The sequence below is a fragment of the Yersinia alsatica genome (genome assembly GCF_025133195.1).
GTDB classification, from domain to species: domain Bacteria; phylum Pseudomonadota; class Gammaproteobacteria; order Enterobacterales; family Enterobacteriaceae; genus Yersinia; species Yersinia alsatica.
Genome location: NZ_CP104006.1, coordinates 907,704 through 921,775, shown reverse-complemented (window position 1 = coordinate 921,775; position 14,072 = coordinate 907,704). Strand labels below are relative to the sequence as shown.

Below are 14,072 nucleotides of genomic sequence, written 5' to 3'. Positions count from 1 at the left end.
ACTAAGCGGTTTTTCAGGTAATAGATATGAGTTAAAGTGTTCAACTTATTAGAGAAATTCACTCTCGCTGATTTTACACTCTTAAGTTAGCTGTCTGTATAGATATCAGTAAGCTACGTGAAAGAGACTGGGGCGTGGTAGAGCGAGTAATCCACTCTATTGCGCGCATTCATAGCCAGCATCGCTGCTTTCCGGTACTATGCGGCGGTTTTTTGAGTCAATAAGGTCAGGACTATGAGCACCACCCTATTTAAAGATTTTCAGTTTGAAGCCGCTCACCGGCTGCCCCATGTTCCAGAAGGTCACAAATGCGGCCGCTTGCACGGCCATTCATTTATGATCCGTATTGAGGTCACTGGTGAAGTTGATGCTCACTCCGGTTGGGTGATGGATTTTGCTGATCTCAAAGCTGCATTTAAACCTATTTGGGAACGTTTAGATCATCATTATCTGAATGACATTCCCGGTTTGGAAAATCCAACCAGTGAAGTGCTGGCCAGTTGGATTTGGCAACAGCTTAAGCCGCAATTACCAGAGCTGAGTGCGGTGATGGTGAAAGAAACCTGTTCAGCAGGCTGTGTCTATCGCGGGTAAGAACTCAGATGACCCCAGCGCCATTGACGTTGCAGCAAGGCGGCAAGTGGACTTATCCCGATGAGCTTACACAGGTAAGTGATTCGGGTAAGGGAGTGCAGCCAACACCGCTGCGGCGTCAAGAACTCAGATGACCTCAGCGCCATTGGCGTTGCAGCAAGGCGGCAAGTGGACTTATCCCGATGAGCTTACACAGGTAAGTGATTCGGGTAAGGGAGTGCAGCCAACACCGCTGCGGCGTCAAGGGCGCGGGGTCATCAGGCTATATTTAAATATTTATGCGTCTGCATCGACAACCGCCAATTCTTGGCAATACAAGTTTCAATACAGAGTTTAGTCGCGTCTTCTTTCTGACTAATAGGCTGTAAGGCAATAATTCGCTTTTTATCATCTTCTAGTGTTGCCAGTAGCGCCTCAAGAGCTTCGATATCCCGTAAACGCCCCACTGGATGCTTAATTTCATCCGCTCGCTGCAATGCTTGCGGCAAGACCTTCAAACCGCCACGCATATTCACTTTGGGCGAAACTGTTACCCAAGTGGTGGCTGAACACTGCACTTCATGAGTGCCACTGGTTTCAATTTGGCAACTGTAACCGGCTTGCTCCAGATGCGAAGTTAAAGGGAATAAATCGTAAATAGCAGGCTCACCGCCGGTTATTACTACATGACGAGCGGTATACCCCTGTTGAATAAAGATATCCAAGAGCTGCTGTTCCGTGGCGGTTCCCCAGGCATCGCTTTCTGCGGTTTTTACCATGATGCGCTGCATGTCAACTTCCCGATCAGCGTCTTTCTCCCAGGTATGTTTGGTATCGCACCAACTGCAACCCACTGGGCAGCCCTGCAAGCGCACAAATATCGCCGGAACACCGGTGAAGTAACCCTCGCCTTGCAAGGTCTGGAACATTTCATTAATCGGGTACTGCATCAGTATCTCTATCGTCATTCAAGCCAATGGGCGATTATCGCAGATTCCTGTGCTGCGACCAAACTGGCAACCCAATGACTGCCAGTTTGTTTGTATCAGACCGTTACTCAATGACGCCGCAAGCCATTCGCGCCCCACCACCACCCAATGTCATCGGATGGTCAGAATAGTTATCACCACCCGCATGAATCATTAGCGCATGCTGTTTCAACTCTGATAATGATTTCAGACGTGGGGCTAACACCTGATAAGTCGCGGTACCATCGGCATTGACCACCAACCCCGGCAAGTCACCCAAATGCCCTTTATCACTATAAGGCCCAAGGTGTTCCCCGGTTTTTTGCGGATCAAAATGCCCACCTGCCGCCAGTGCAGGAACAGCTTTGCCATCTTTCTGCCCCGGCGCACAGCTTGGATTTTCATGCAGATGGAAGCCGTGAATCCCCGCCACCAGCCCAGTCAGATTGGGGGTAAACAGCAAACCATAAGGAGTTTCTGTTACAGTAACAGTTCCCAACGCCTTGCCATTGCCAGTCGGTAACGCTTCATTCATGGTTACGACGACATCTGCCGCCAGTAGGCTGCCAGAGAAAAGCATTACTGGTAACAGTAAGTATTTCAGTTTCATCGGTTATCTTCCTTTATCTATTATTATTGAATCATTCAGGTACTCATTAAGAATAACCGCAGATAAATTATCTGCACGCGAGCAGCGTTATAGATGAGAGCCAGAGATGTGTACCCCACGAGATTCAGATTAATCTCGCGGGGGAAAGGCAGGGGTAACAATAAATTACTCTGGAGAGGGTCAAACTAGACTATCTGATGAGAAAGTGTAACCAAAGGGGCCACCATTTGATCGGGCAGCATGGCATATTGGGCACTTACCAGCACCTTATCATGCGTCCCGGACATATACTCTGCTAACCTCAAAACATTAGAATCCAGCTCAATAACATCTTGGTTACGTATTGAGAGATATTGATATTCTGATGACTGGCTTATCAATTCAATATAATTGCTTTTAGTATTATTAGTTGTGATGCGATTTAAATACTGGGCTAACTCATTGAGTTTAGATGAATCCATATCGTTTATAGACTCGGGGTGAATCTTAATATATTCATTGATTAGGAACTCATCTTTTTTACTCAAGCCGTAGTTATCACTTATTATTTCCCGTTGTATTTCCATGATAAATAATCCTTAAGTTATTTTTTAAAAAAACATTGATTGGCCACTGAACATTTATCAAACTAAGTCAGTGTATTTCCTGCAACGACAATAATATAACGGCCACGCCTAATAACCACCTGAAAAGTCTTTTTAAATTATTATTATTTATAAAAAAACAGTAGGGATGAATAAAAATACACAATATAATTAAAATAAAATTGTAATTCTTATTATTAAATCACATTGACACTAATTAATAATAGCAGCAGATAAATTACCGGCACTATGGTTTAGTGATAGACACAAGCCGTTCAATTGATATTTTAATTCCATTTTCATCAAAATTATTATTGAAGAAAACAGACATACTCATCGTACTCTTCACTCTTGGTGGTCAGATACAGTTATATATTCATTCAACAAGGATTGCTCTTCATGCAATTGATTATCTGTATGGCTCATAGAGTCCCTTATAGGTTAGTAAACTAATAAAATATTCAGAAAATTATTTTCGCTAAGTTATTTAACCTATAAACAATTACATGCCATCTCAAATTATCTTTATAACCATTATTACTTTTTATCTCGGATAATAGTCCCATAAAAAAACCCGCCGAAGCGGGTTTTTATCAATCAACTGTTACAGAAGATAGAGCACAGTAATTACTGGCCTTTAACTTCTTTCAGACCGTTGAATGGTGCGCGGTCGCCCAGCGCTTCTTCGATACGGATCAGTTGGTTGTATTTAGCAACGCGGTCAGAACGGCTCATAGAACCCGTTTTGATTTGGCCTGCTGCAGTACCTACTGCCAGATCGGCAATGGTAGCATCTTCGGTTTCGCCTGAACGGTGAGAGATAACCGCAGTGTAACCAGCATCTTTCGCCATCTTGATAGCAGCCAAAGTTTCGGTCAAAGAACCGATCTGGTTGAATTTAATCAGGATAGAGTTAGCAACACCTTTCTCAATACCTTCTTTCAGGATCTTGGTGTTAGTTACGAACAAGTCATCACCCACCAGCTGGATTTTGTCACCCAGAACTTCGGTCTGGTATTTGAAGCCAGCCCAGTCAGATTCGTCCAAGCCGTCTTCGATAGACACGATTGGGTACTGTTTGGTCAGGTCTTCCAGGAAGTGAGTGAACTCTTCGGAAGTGAAGGCTTTGTTGCCTTCGCCAGCCAGAACATATTTACCGTCTTTGTAGAATTCAGACGCTGCACAGTCCATAGCCAGAGTAACGTCTTTACCCAGCTCATAACCTGCTGCTTTTACCGCTTCAGCGATAACAGCCAGTGCTTCGGCGTTAGAACCCAGGTTTGGCGCGTAGCCACCTTCGTCACCAACAGCAGTGTTCAAGCCTTTAGCTTTCAGAACTTTAGCCAGGTGATGGAACACTTCAGAACCGATGCGAACAGCTTCTTTCAGAGTTTTAGCGCCAACTGGCTGAATCATAAACTCTTGAATATCAACGTTGTTATCTGCGTGCTCACCGCCATTGATGATGTTCATCATAGGCAATGGCATAGAGAATTTGCCTGGGGTGCCATTCAGTTCAGCAATGTGCTCGTACAAAGGCATGCCTTTAGACGCTGCTGCTGCTTTAGCTGCTGCCAGAGAAACAGCCAGGATGGCGTTAGCACCAAACTGGGATTTGTTCTCAGTACCGTCCAGATCGATCATGATTTTATCGATGTTAGCCTGGTCTTTGGCATCTTTACCCAAAACTGCCTGAGCAATTGGACCATTTACTGCTGCAACGGCTTTCAGAACGCCTTTGCCCAGGAAACGGGATTTGTCACCGTCACGCAGTTCCAGTGCTTCACGGGAACCAGTAGAAGCACCTGATGGTGCCGCAGCCAAACCAACAAAACCGCCTTCCAGATGAACTTCGGCTTCTACAGTTGGATTACCACGGGAGTCGATGATTTCGCGACCGATGACTTTAACGATTTTGGACATTAGATTTTCCTCAGTACAAGTTAAACTAAAACTCCAGACAGAGGGGGCGACATCTCTGCCGCCCCTTCTACCAAATATTTTATTTCACCTGGCGCTTCTGATACTCACCAGCCGCTTTCACAAAGCCGGCAAACAACGGGTGACCATCACGTGGCGTCGAAGTAAATTCTGGATGGAACTGACAAGCCACAAACCATGGGTGGTTTGGCAACTCGATAATTTCCACCAGTTTGTTATCCGCAGAAAGCCCTGCTACACGTAACCCGGCGGCTTCAATCTGCTTCAACAACATGTTGTTTACTTCATAGCGATGACGATGGCGCTCAACGATGGTCGGCTCGCCATACATCTGACGAACCAGGCTACCTTCGACCAGGTGACATTGCTGCCCACCCACACGCATGGTACCGCCCAAATCGCTTTCTTCCGTACGGACTTCAACGTTGCCGTTTTCATCACGCCATTCGGTGATTAATGCAACCACCGGATACTTACAGTCTGGCACAAATTCTGTGGAGTTCGCGTTTTCCATCCCCGCAACATTGCGGGCGAACTCCATCAGTGCAACTTGCATACCCAGGCAAATGCCCAGATAAGGAATATTGTGTTCACGGGCATAACGTGCCGCCAGAACTTTACCTTCCACACCACGGTAGCCGAAACCACCCGGGATAAGGATAGCATCTAATCCTTTCAGCATCTCTTCGCCGCGTGTCTCAACATCCTGCGAATCGATAAGCTTGATGTTCACTGTCAGACGATTTTTCAGCCCACCGTGTTTCAGCGCTTCAATCACAGATTTGTAGGCATCCGGCAATTCTACGTATTTGCCAATCATCCCGATGGTCACTTCACCACCTGGATTCGACTCTTCGTATATTACCTGTTCCCACTCGGCAAGATTTGCTTCAGGACAAGTTAAGCTGAATCGTTTACAAATATAATCGTCAAGGCCCTGTGATTTCAAGAGGCCCGGGATTTTATAAATGGAATCAACATCTTTTAGTGAGATAACCGCTTTTTCTGGCACATTACAGAACAAAGCGATTTTGGCACGTTCATTAGCAGGAACTGCGCGATCAGAACGGCAAATCAGCACATCAGGCTGAATACCGATTGAAAGCAGTTCTTTTACCGAATGTTGCGTTGGCTTAGTTTTCACTTCACCGGCCGCAGCCAGGTAAGGAACCAACGTCAAGTGCATGTATAGAGTGTGCTCGCGGCCAACATCTACGGCCATCTGGCGAATAGCTTCCAGGAATGGCAAGGATTCGATGTCGCCGACGGTGCCGCCAATTTCAACCAATACGACATCGTGGCCTTCGCCACCTTCGATGATGCGCTCTTTGATTGCATTGGTGATGTGAGGAATAACCTGAATGGTCGCACCCAGATAGTCGCCACGGCGTTCTTTACGCAGAACTTCAGAATAGATACGGCCAGTGGTGAAGTTGTTACGACGGGTCATTTTGGTGCGAATGAAGCGCTCGTAATGCCCTAAATCCAGATCGGTTTCAGCACCATCTTCGGTGACGAAAACTTCCCCGTGCTGTGTCGGGCTCATGGTGCCCGGATCCACGTTGATATACGGGTCCAGTTTCATGATGGTAACGTTGAGGCCACGGGCTTCAAGTATAGCCGCCAGAGAGGCTGCGGCAATGCCTTTACCCAGAGAGGATACGACCCCGCCGGTCACAAAAATATAATTAGTTGTCATGCTGAACCTGAGAGTTTAGGTTTAAAGACGATGGAAGAACCAAGACGGGAAAGTAGTATACCCGAACCTTGGTTTCGCTACAAATGATCTCCGCGTCAGTGGCCGTTTTCACCGTTTTTATCGCGCAGAACATCGTCTTGCTATCCGTTATAATTCAATATATTAACGTAATTAAAATTCAACAACCATCCGTCGAATGAATTAAAACACCTTACATTTCAGTTTCTTGCTTTTTAACTTGCTGCCAGGCGAGTTCCATCTCATCAAGAGTTGCACTTTCCATACTCTTACCGGATGCCTTAACTATTTGTTCTACCTGACGAAAACGACGTTCAAACTTACGATTTGCGGCCTGTAAGGCATTTTCAGCTTTATGGCCTAAATGACGGGATAAGTTCACCGTGGCAAACAGTAAATCGCCAATTTCCTCGCCCAATTTATCTTCATCCACCACCGCTTGCCGCGCTTCGAACATAACCTCATCGATCTCTTCGTAGACTTTGTCTAACACTGGCCCCAATGTGTCCCAGTCAAAACCGACAGATGCACAGCGCTTTTGGATTTTATGAGCTTTCATCAACGCCGGCAGTGCATCAGGGATATCATCCAAAGCCGAATATAGCGCTTTCTCCGCCCTCTCCTCGGCTTTACGCGACTCCCAGCCAGCAAGTGCTGCCTCACTACCAATCATCGCTTCTGCCGCGTTTTGCGGCGCATCTGGGAACACATGTGGGTGGCGGCGAACCAGTTTGTCGCTAATGGCATGGCAAACATCATCAAACGCAAACAACCCTTGCTCCTGCCCCATTTGGGCATAAAACACCACTTGGAACAGTAAATCGCCCAATTCATCACGAAGATCGTCGAAATCCTTGCGCTGAATCGCGTCAAGCACTTCGTAGGTTTCTTCCAATGTATAGGGCGCGATAGTGTCAAAAGTTTGCTTACGATCCCACGGACAGCCCAACTCCGGGTCACGCAACTGACGCATAATATCCAGCAGCCGCTGCAAGGCTAACGCCGTCGAGTCAGGTATGGTTTGATTTTGATTCATTATTTTTCACTGTATAAGTCGAGGCAAAGTGCCATGGCCGAGCTATCAAGAAAACCTTCAACAAGTCAGGGCGTAGCGAGCGCAGGCAGATCGATTGCGGCCAGCGCGCAGCCCCCGGAATGTACACGTAGTACATGAGGAGGGCGAGCACTGCCCAATATCAATATGCCAAAGCGCAGTAGCCCAGTAGCCGCCCAGATCACAAATTAATTGCCGTGAAGCCTACGGGCATCGATCACATCCGGCAACTGATTCAGCTTCGCCAACACCCGCCCCAACACCTGCAAATTGTAGATTTCAATATCCATATCAATGGTGGCAACCATCTTCTTGGTATCGCTGCGGCTAGCAACCCCCAGCACATTGACTTTTTCGTTCGCCAAAATGGTGGTGATATCGCGTAATAACCCACTGCGGTCATTGGCCGTCACTCGCACTACCAGAGAATAACCGCTGGAGTAGCTTTCGCCCCAGACAGCATCGACAATCCGCTCTGGTGCATGAGACTGCAATTCAGCCAGTTGTTCGCAATCCGCGCGGTGAATGGATATCCCCCGCCCTTGGGTGATAAAACCAATAATCTCATCACCCGGAATTGGCTGGCAGCATCGAGCAATATGGTGCATCAGATTGCCAACACCTTCGACAACAATGCGCCCGCTGTCTTTATTGGCATTACGCGGAGGTTGTTGGGTTTTATTGTTCAGATGGCGTAATGCTTCTAAATCTGCCTCTTCCGCCGTTGGCTTATTAAGCTTCCCTTGCAGGAAGTTCACCATCTGATTCAGCCGGATATCACCACCGCCAATCGCTGCCAACACTTCATCCATGGAGTTCATGTTGTAGCGTGGCACTAGCAGTTTCTCTGCCTCTTTCAGGCTGATATCCAAGTGCTCGAGTTCATCGTCCAGCATCTGCCGACCCGCAAGAATATTCTTGTCTCGGTCCTGTTTTCTGAACCAGTTGTGAATCTTAGAGCGCCCACGGCTGGTGGTGACATAACCGAGGTTTGGATTTAGCCAGTCGCGGCTTGGATTCGGCTGCTTCTGAGTAATAATCTCAATCTGATCACCCATCTGTAACTGATAGGTAAATGGCACTATCCGACCGCTGATTTTCGCCCCGATGCAGCGGTGGCCCACATCACTGTGGATATGGTAAGCAAAGTCCAGTGGGGTAGAACCAGCTGGCAAATCAATAACATCGCCTTTCGGGGTAAACACATACACCCGGTCGTCAAATACCTGACTGCGCACTTCATCCAGCATTTCACCGGAATCGGCCATCTCTTCCTGCCAGGCAATCAGTTTACGTAACCAAGCAATCCGGCCTTCATAGCCAGAGCGGCCTGCGGCCACTGCACCTTCTTTGTATTTCCAGTGTGCCGCGACCCCCAGCTCAGCATCTTCATGCATCTGACGGGTACGAATTTGAATTTCCAGAGTTTTGCCACGCGGCCCCAGCACTACCGTATGGATCGACTGATAACCATTTGGTTTAGGGTTGGCAACGTAATCATCAAATTCATCAGGCAAATGGCGAAAATGGGTATGAACGATCCCCAGCGCGGCATAACAATCTTGCAGACGCTCCACCACCACCCGTACCGCGCGCACATCAAACAGTTCATCAAAGGCCAGCGACTTCTTCTGCATTTTGCGCCAGATACTGTAGATATGCTTGGGACGACCATAGATATCGGCTTTGATGCCTTCATCGGCCATAGCTTTACGCAGCGACGCAACAAAATCATCAATGAATTGCTCACGATCGATACGACGCTCGTGCAGCAACTTGGCGATTTGTTTGTATTCATCAGGGTGAAGATAGCGGAAACAGAAGTCTTCCAGCTCCCACTTAATCTGGCCGATACCTAGACGGTTAGCCAGCGGAGCATAAATATTGGAACACTCTTTGGCCGCCAGCACTCGCTCATCTTCTGGCGCGTCTTTGACTTCACGCAGATGAGCAATACGCTCTGCCAGCTTGATGACCACGCAGCGGAAATCCTCCACCATCGCCAATAGCATACGGCGCACGTTGTCCACTTGCTCGGAGCTCATGGAGTCGTTGGTAGTGGCTTTCAACTGGCGGATAGCATCCATATCGCGCACACCGTGCACCAGATAAGTAATGCTTTTGCCAAATTGCTCGGTCAATGTGGCTTCATCAATCACATTGGCATCCACCAGCGGGAACAGCAGCGCCGCGCGCATACTGTCGTTATCCATACTTAGGGTGGAAAGGATCTCAACCATTTCAAGACCGCGCCACAGCAATAACGAGGCATCGGAATGGTTTTGCGTCTGTTGCTCACAGTAACGCCAGGTTTCGGCTAATCGCTCACATGACTGCGGATTGGGAAGCCCCAAGCTGGCGATCCAATCGTCGAGAGCAAACTCGCCCGCCGGATTCAAATGTGCACTTCGTACCGCAACCATAACTTCTCCCTACTTTGCGACCCCTGGCCCCTGTATGAACAGCGCCATAGATTCAAGATGCCCGGTGTGGGGAAACATATCCAACATTCGCACCTGGGCAAGACGGTAACCGGCGGCTAATAACACCTGACTATCTCGTGCCAGCGTAGTGGGATTGCAAGAAACATACACCACCCGCTTTGGCGCCAGCTTGACTATATGTGACATGACCCCGGCCGCACCTGCGCGTGCGGGATCTAATAATACTTTATCGAACCCTTGTGTCGCCCACGGCTGACAGCTGATATCGGATTCAAGATTTTCATGAAAAAATGACGCATTGGGTAGCGTGTTATTGAGTGCATTATACTGCCCATTCGCTACCAGCGCCGCAACTCCTTCCACACCGACCACTTCTCGCGCCAGTTTTGCCAACGGCAAGGTGAAGTTGCCCATGCCGCAGAACAGATCCAGCACCCGCTCATCAGGCTGGATATCAAGCCAGGCAATAGCCTGAGCCACCATTTGCTGGTTAACGGCATCATTGACTTGAATAAAATCTCGCGGATGAAACGCTAAGCGTAGACCCTCTATCTGGTAATAGGGATCCTCACCGAAGAGTTTTTCCAACTGGTCACTGTCGGCGGCCAAATAGACCGCGACTTGCTCTTTTTTTGCAAACTCAGTCAGCGCCACGCGATCTACCTCTTTAAGGGTATCAAGGTGACGTAAAACCAGCAATGGCCCATTGTCAGCCAACACCAGCTCCGCATGCCCTAAGCGGCGCACGGCTTGCAAGGCGGATAAGCATTGATAAAGTGGTTGTAGCAAGCGCTCAAGCTCAGGTCGCAGCACCGGACAACACTTCACACAGACTAAATCGTGGGATTCGGTTTGACGAAATCCCATCTGTAATTGTTGCCGCTTTGGGTGATACAACAGCCCTAATCTCGCTCGCCGCCGATAACCATATTCTGGCCCACAAATGACCGGGGCTAATTCTGGGCAACTTCCCGTCTCACGGACCATCAGGCGTTGAAGAGAATCAGCTTTGCTTTGTTGCTGTAGCTGGCTGTTGGCATGTTGCTGCTGACAGCCTCCACAAATCCCAAAGTGAGGGCAAGCAGGAGTCACTCTTTCGCTACATTGGTTCAATAATCGTTTAAGTTTACCGCGGCCATACTGGCGCTTTTGCTCGATCAGCTCAATTTCAGCTTGCTCTCCCGGCAGGGCTCCGAGAATAAAGATAGCTTTACCTTGGTGGCGCGCAACTCCCTGCCCAAAAGGGTCAAGAGAGTTTACTGTCACAGTTATCGTTTGTTTGGTCGTCACACGCCGGTTTGCAGAGTAGAATTGCGCCATATTGATTGATCAAGCATCAGTTTCGTAAGCTGCTAATTCTCCCACATTGGAATACCATGACCAAATACAGTCTTCGCGCGCGCATGATGATTTTAATCTTGGCCCCCACGCTGCTTCTTGGGCTGTTACTCAGTACTTCCTTTATGGTCAACCGCTATAATGAACTGCAAAAACAATTGGTTAATGCAGGCACCAATATTATCGAACCGCTGGCTGTTGCCAGTGAGTATGGAATGACCTTTCGCAATCGCGATACCGTACGTCAGTTGATTAATCTACTTCACCGCAGACACTCGAATATTGTTCGGTCAATATCGGTTTTTGACGCCGATAATAATCTTTTTGTCACATCCAACTATAATTACAATTCCTCACAATTAAGGTTACCCAAAGACGACCCCATCCCCAGTTCGCTGATGCTTTCCTATCGTGGCGACTCCTTAATTATGCGAATGCCTATAGTTTCGGAATCCAATCTCTCCAGTGACCGAACGTCGGATTCAGATATCACCAACCGGCCATTAGGCTATATCGCCATGGATTTGGATTTACAATCGGTGCGCTTGCAGCAATATAAAGAGATCTTTATTTCAACGCTGTTGCTGCTGTTCTGCATGTGTGTGGCCATTTTGTTTGCTTATCGCCTGATGCGCGATGTCACCGGCCCTATCCGTAATATGGTCAATGCCGTTGACCGCATTCGCCGTGGGCAATTAGACAGCCGAGTTGAAGGGCATATGCTCGGTGAGTTGAATATTCTGAAAAATGGCATCAATTCGATGGCTATGTCATTGGCGGCCTACCACGAAGAGATGCAGCAAAATATCGATCAGGCCACCTCAGATTTGCGTGAAACGCTAGAGCAGATGGAGATCCAAAACGTCGAATTGGGGCTGGCGAAAAAGCGGGCGCAGGAAGCAGCGCGAATTAAATCCGAATTCCTCGCCAATATGTCCCATGAGTTACGAACTCCGCTCAATGGGGTAATTGGCTTTACCCGCCAAACATTGAAAACCTCGCTGACGCCGACTCAAACAGACTATTTACAAACTATTCAGCGCTCAGCCAATAATCTGTTATGCATCATTAATGATGTTTTGGACTTCTCCAAACTGGAGGCCGAAAAATTGGTTCTTGAGCATATTCCGTTCCCATTACGAGGCGCGCTGGATGAAGTCATTATTCTGCTGGCACATACGGCCCATGAAAAAGGTCTGGAACTGACGCTGCATGTTAATAAGGATGTCCCGGAGCAAGTCATCGGAGATGCCATGCGTTTGCAGCAAATCATCACCAACTTGCTGGGTAATGCCATTAAATTCACCGAACAGGGCAATATTGACATTCTGGTGGCGGTACAGGCAAAAACGGTGCAGCAAGTGACCATTGTGGTAGAAATTCACGATACCGGTATTGGTATCTCGGAATCCCAGCAGAGTCAGTTGTTCCAGGCTTTTCGCCAAGCCGACGCCAGTATCTCGCGCCGTCACGGTGGTACTGGGCTGGGGCTGGTCATTACCGAAAGATTGGTCAAAGAGATGGGCGGTGACATCAGCTTCCACAGCCAGGTTGATCGCGGCTCTACTTTCAGATTCCACCTCACGTTGGATCTCAATGAAGCGGTTCACTATCGCCACCCGGATATGTCACATCTGGAAGGCAAGACTCTGGCTTATATTGAGCGCAATGCCGCAGCGGCAAGGGCGGCACTGGATATCCTCAGTATGACTCCCTTGCAGATAACCCACAGTCAGACGTTAGCCCAGCTACCGAAACAGCATTATGATTTCCTGCTGGTTGGGGTCCCCATTCCGTTCCGTAATAATATGGCTGTTCATCAGGATAAACTGATCGCCGCCATGAAGATTTCCGAGCAAGTCATTCTGGCTCTGCCTAGCCAATCACAGGTTGAGGCGGAACAACTTAAACAAATTGGTGCCAAGGCGTGCTTAATTAAACCTATATCATCCAACCGTCTCATTCCTTTATTATCTTATGAATCAGCAGATTGTGTCTTGCCAGTAATAGAATTACCACGCAAATTACCAAAGCTTCCTTTCAAAGTGATGGCCGTTGACGACAACCCGGCTAACCTGAAGTTAATTGGCACTCTGCTGGAGGAATTAGTCGAAGAAACCGTGTTGTGTGACAGCGGAGCTAAAGCTATTGCCTATGCCCGTGAAAATACACTGGATATTATCTTAATGGATATCCAAATGCCGGAAATCGACGGGATCCGCGCCAGTGAAGTTATTCATCAGATGTCCCATCATCAAGACACGCCCATTATCGCCGTCACTGCTCACGCCGTCAGAGGGCAGCAAGAACAGTTGCTAAAATTAGGAATGGCCGATTATCTGGCAAAACCTATTGATGAAGCCCGGCTGATACAGGCACTTTCACGCTATCAACCCGACAATCCTTCCCAACTCAAAGAGGAGACGGACATCCAACCTATTGCGCAATCAGAGTATGAAGGGTCAATAGACTGGATACTGGCCGTCAGACAAGCCGCAAATAAAGAGACGCTCGCTAAAGACCTCTTAACCATGCTGCTAGATTTTATGCCGCAGGTAACCAGTCGTGTACAGGCGATTCTGGCGGGTGCCCATGACGAAGATATTCTAAGTCTGATTCATAAATTCCATGGTAGTTGTGCCTGTAGCGGTGTGCCGCGCTTGAAACAGCTGTGTATGATAATTGAGCAGCAGTTACGTAAACAGACAGATTTACAAGATCTGCAACCAGAGTGGCTTGAGTTGCTAGATGAAATGGACAATGTCCGCTATGCCGCCAGAAATTATTTGGGCGCAGCCTAACATTAGCACGGCAACAGAAATGAAAAGGGCACAGCGATAATC

At 47.9% G+C, this 14,072-nt stretch carries 10 protein-coding genes; 2 read left to right on the top strand and 8 right to left on the bottom strand.

Annotated features, from left to right (window positions below):
• Positions 1–234: 234 nt before the first annotated feature.
• Entirely contained in the window at positions 235–594 is a 360-nt protein-coding gene (gene queD / locus N0H69_RS04005; RefSeq protein WP_004706268.1) for a 6-carboxytetrahydropterin synthase QueD, read from the top strand.
• Positions 595–851: 257 nt separating this feature from the next.
• On the opposite strand, the gene queE is transcribed toward queD, so the two are convergent.
• The 8 genes from queE to rlmD form a co-directional block, all read right to left on the bottom strand.
• Entirely contained in the window at positions 852–1,523 is a 672-nt protein-coding gene (queE, locus tag N0H69_RS04000) for a 7-carboxy-7-deazaguanine synthase QueE (RefSeq protein ID WP_050106494.1), read from the bottom strand.
• 103 nt (positions 1,524–1,626) lie between these two features.
• Complete coding sequence (sodC, locus tag N0H69_RS03995; protein WP_050106495.1) at positions 1,627–2,151, bottom strand: superoxide dismutase family protein; 525 nt, start codon at positions 2,149–2,151, stop codon at positions 1,627–1,629.
• Positions 2,152–2,336: 185 nt separating this feature from the next.
• Complete coding sequence (locus N0H69_RS03990; RefSeq protein WP_050150286.1) at positions 2,337–2,717, bottom strand: hypothetical protein; 381 nt, start codon at positions 2,715–2,717, stop codon at positions 2,337–2,339.
• 645 nt (positions 2,718–3,362) lie between these two features.
• Entirely contained in the window at positions 3,363–4,658 is a 1,296-nt protein-coding gene (gene eno / locus N0H69_RS03985; protein ID WP_004706265.1) for a phosphopyruvate hydratase, read from the bottom strand.
• 79 nt (positions 4,659–4,737) lie between these two features.
• Complete coding sequence (pyrG, locus tag N0H69_RS03980; RefSeq protein ID WP_050106497.1) at positions 4,738–6,375, bottom strand: glutamine hydrolyzing CTP synthase; 1,638 nt, start codon at positions 6,373–6,375, stop codon at positions 4,738–4,740.
• 211 nt (positions 6,376–6,586) lie between these two features.
• Positions 6,587–7,429 (bottom strand): nucleoside triphosphate pyrophosphohydrolase, encoded by an 843-nt coding sequence (gene mazG / locus N0H69_RS03975; RefSeq protein WP_050150289.1) that lies wholly within the window; start codon positions 7,427–7,429, stop codon positions 6,587–6,589.
• A gap of 206 nt (positions 7,430–7,635) precedes the next feature.
• A complete protein-coding gene (relA, locus tag N0H69_RS03970; RefSeq protein WP_050106499.1) occupies positions 7,636–9,870 on the bottom strand; it encodes a GTP diphosphokinase in 2,235 nt (744 codons plus the stop codon).
• A 9-nt stretch (positions 9,871–9,879) separates the two neighbouring features.
• Positions 9,880–11,211, bottom strand: a complete 1,332-nt coding sequence (rlmD, locus tag N0H69_RS03965) for a 23S rRNA (uracil(1939)-C(5))-methyltransferase RlmD (protein ID WP_050106500.1) — start codon at positions 11,209–11,211, stop codon at positions 9,880–9,882.
• Between the two features lie 56 nt (positions 11,212–11,267).
• On the opposite strand from rlmD, the gene barA reads away from it, so the two are divergent.
• Entirely contained in the window at positions 11,268–14,030 is a 2,763-nt protein-coding gene (barA, locus tag N0H69_RS03960) for a two-component sensor histidine kinase BarA (protein WP_050106501.1), read from the top strand.
• Positions 14,031–14,072: the final 42 nt, after the last annotated feature.

Coding starts and splice junctions, on each gene's coding strand:
- queD (WP_004706268.1), top strand. CDS start 235: ATGAGCACCACCCTATTTAAAGATTTTCAGTTTGAAGCCGCTCACCGG.
- queE (WP_050106494.1), bottom strand. CDS start 1,523: ATGCAGTACCCGATTAATGAAATGTTCCAGACCTTGCAAGGCGAGGGT.
- sodC (WP_050106495.1), bottom strand. CDS start 2,151: ATGAAACTGAAATACTTACTGTTACCAGTAATGCTTTTCTCTGGCAGC.
- N0H69_RS03990 (WP_050150286.1), bottom strand. CDS start 2,717: ATGGAAATACAACGGGAAATAATAAGTGATAACTACGGCTTGAGTAAA.
- eno (WP_004706265.1), bottom strand. CDS start 4,658: ATGTCCAAAATCGTTAAAGTCATCGGTCGCGAAATCATCGACTCCCGT.
- pyrG (WP_050106497.1), bottom strand. CDS start 6,375: ATGACAACTAATTATATTTTTGTGACCGGCGGGGTCGTATCCTCTCTG.
- mazG (WP_050150289.1), bottom strand. CDS start 7,429: ATGAATCAAAATCAAACCATACCTGACTCGACGGCGTTAGCCTTGCAG.
- relA (WP_050106499.1), bottom strand. CDS start 9,870: ATGGTTGCGGTACGAAGTGCACATTTGAATCCGGCGGGCGAGTTTGCT.
- rlmD (WP_050106500.1), bottom strand. CDS start 11,211: ATGGCGCAATTCTACTCTGCAAACCGGCGTGTGACGACCAAACAAACG.
- barA (WP_050106501.1), top strand. CDS start 11,268: ATGACCAAATACAGTCTTCGCGCGCGCATGATGATTTTAATCTTGGCC.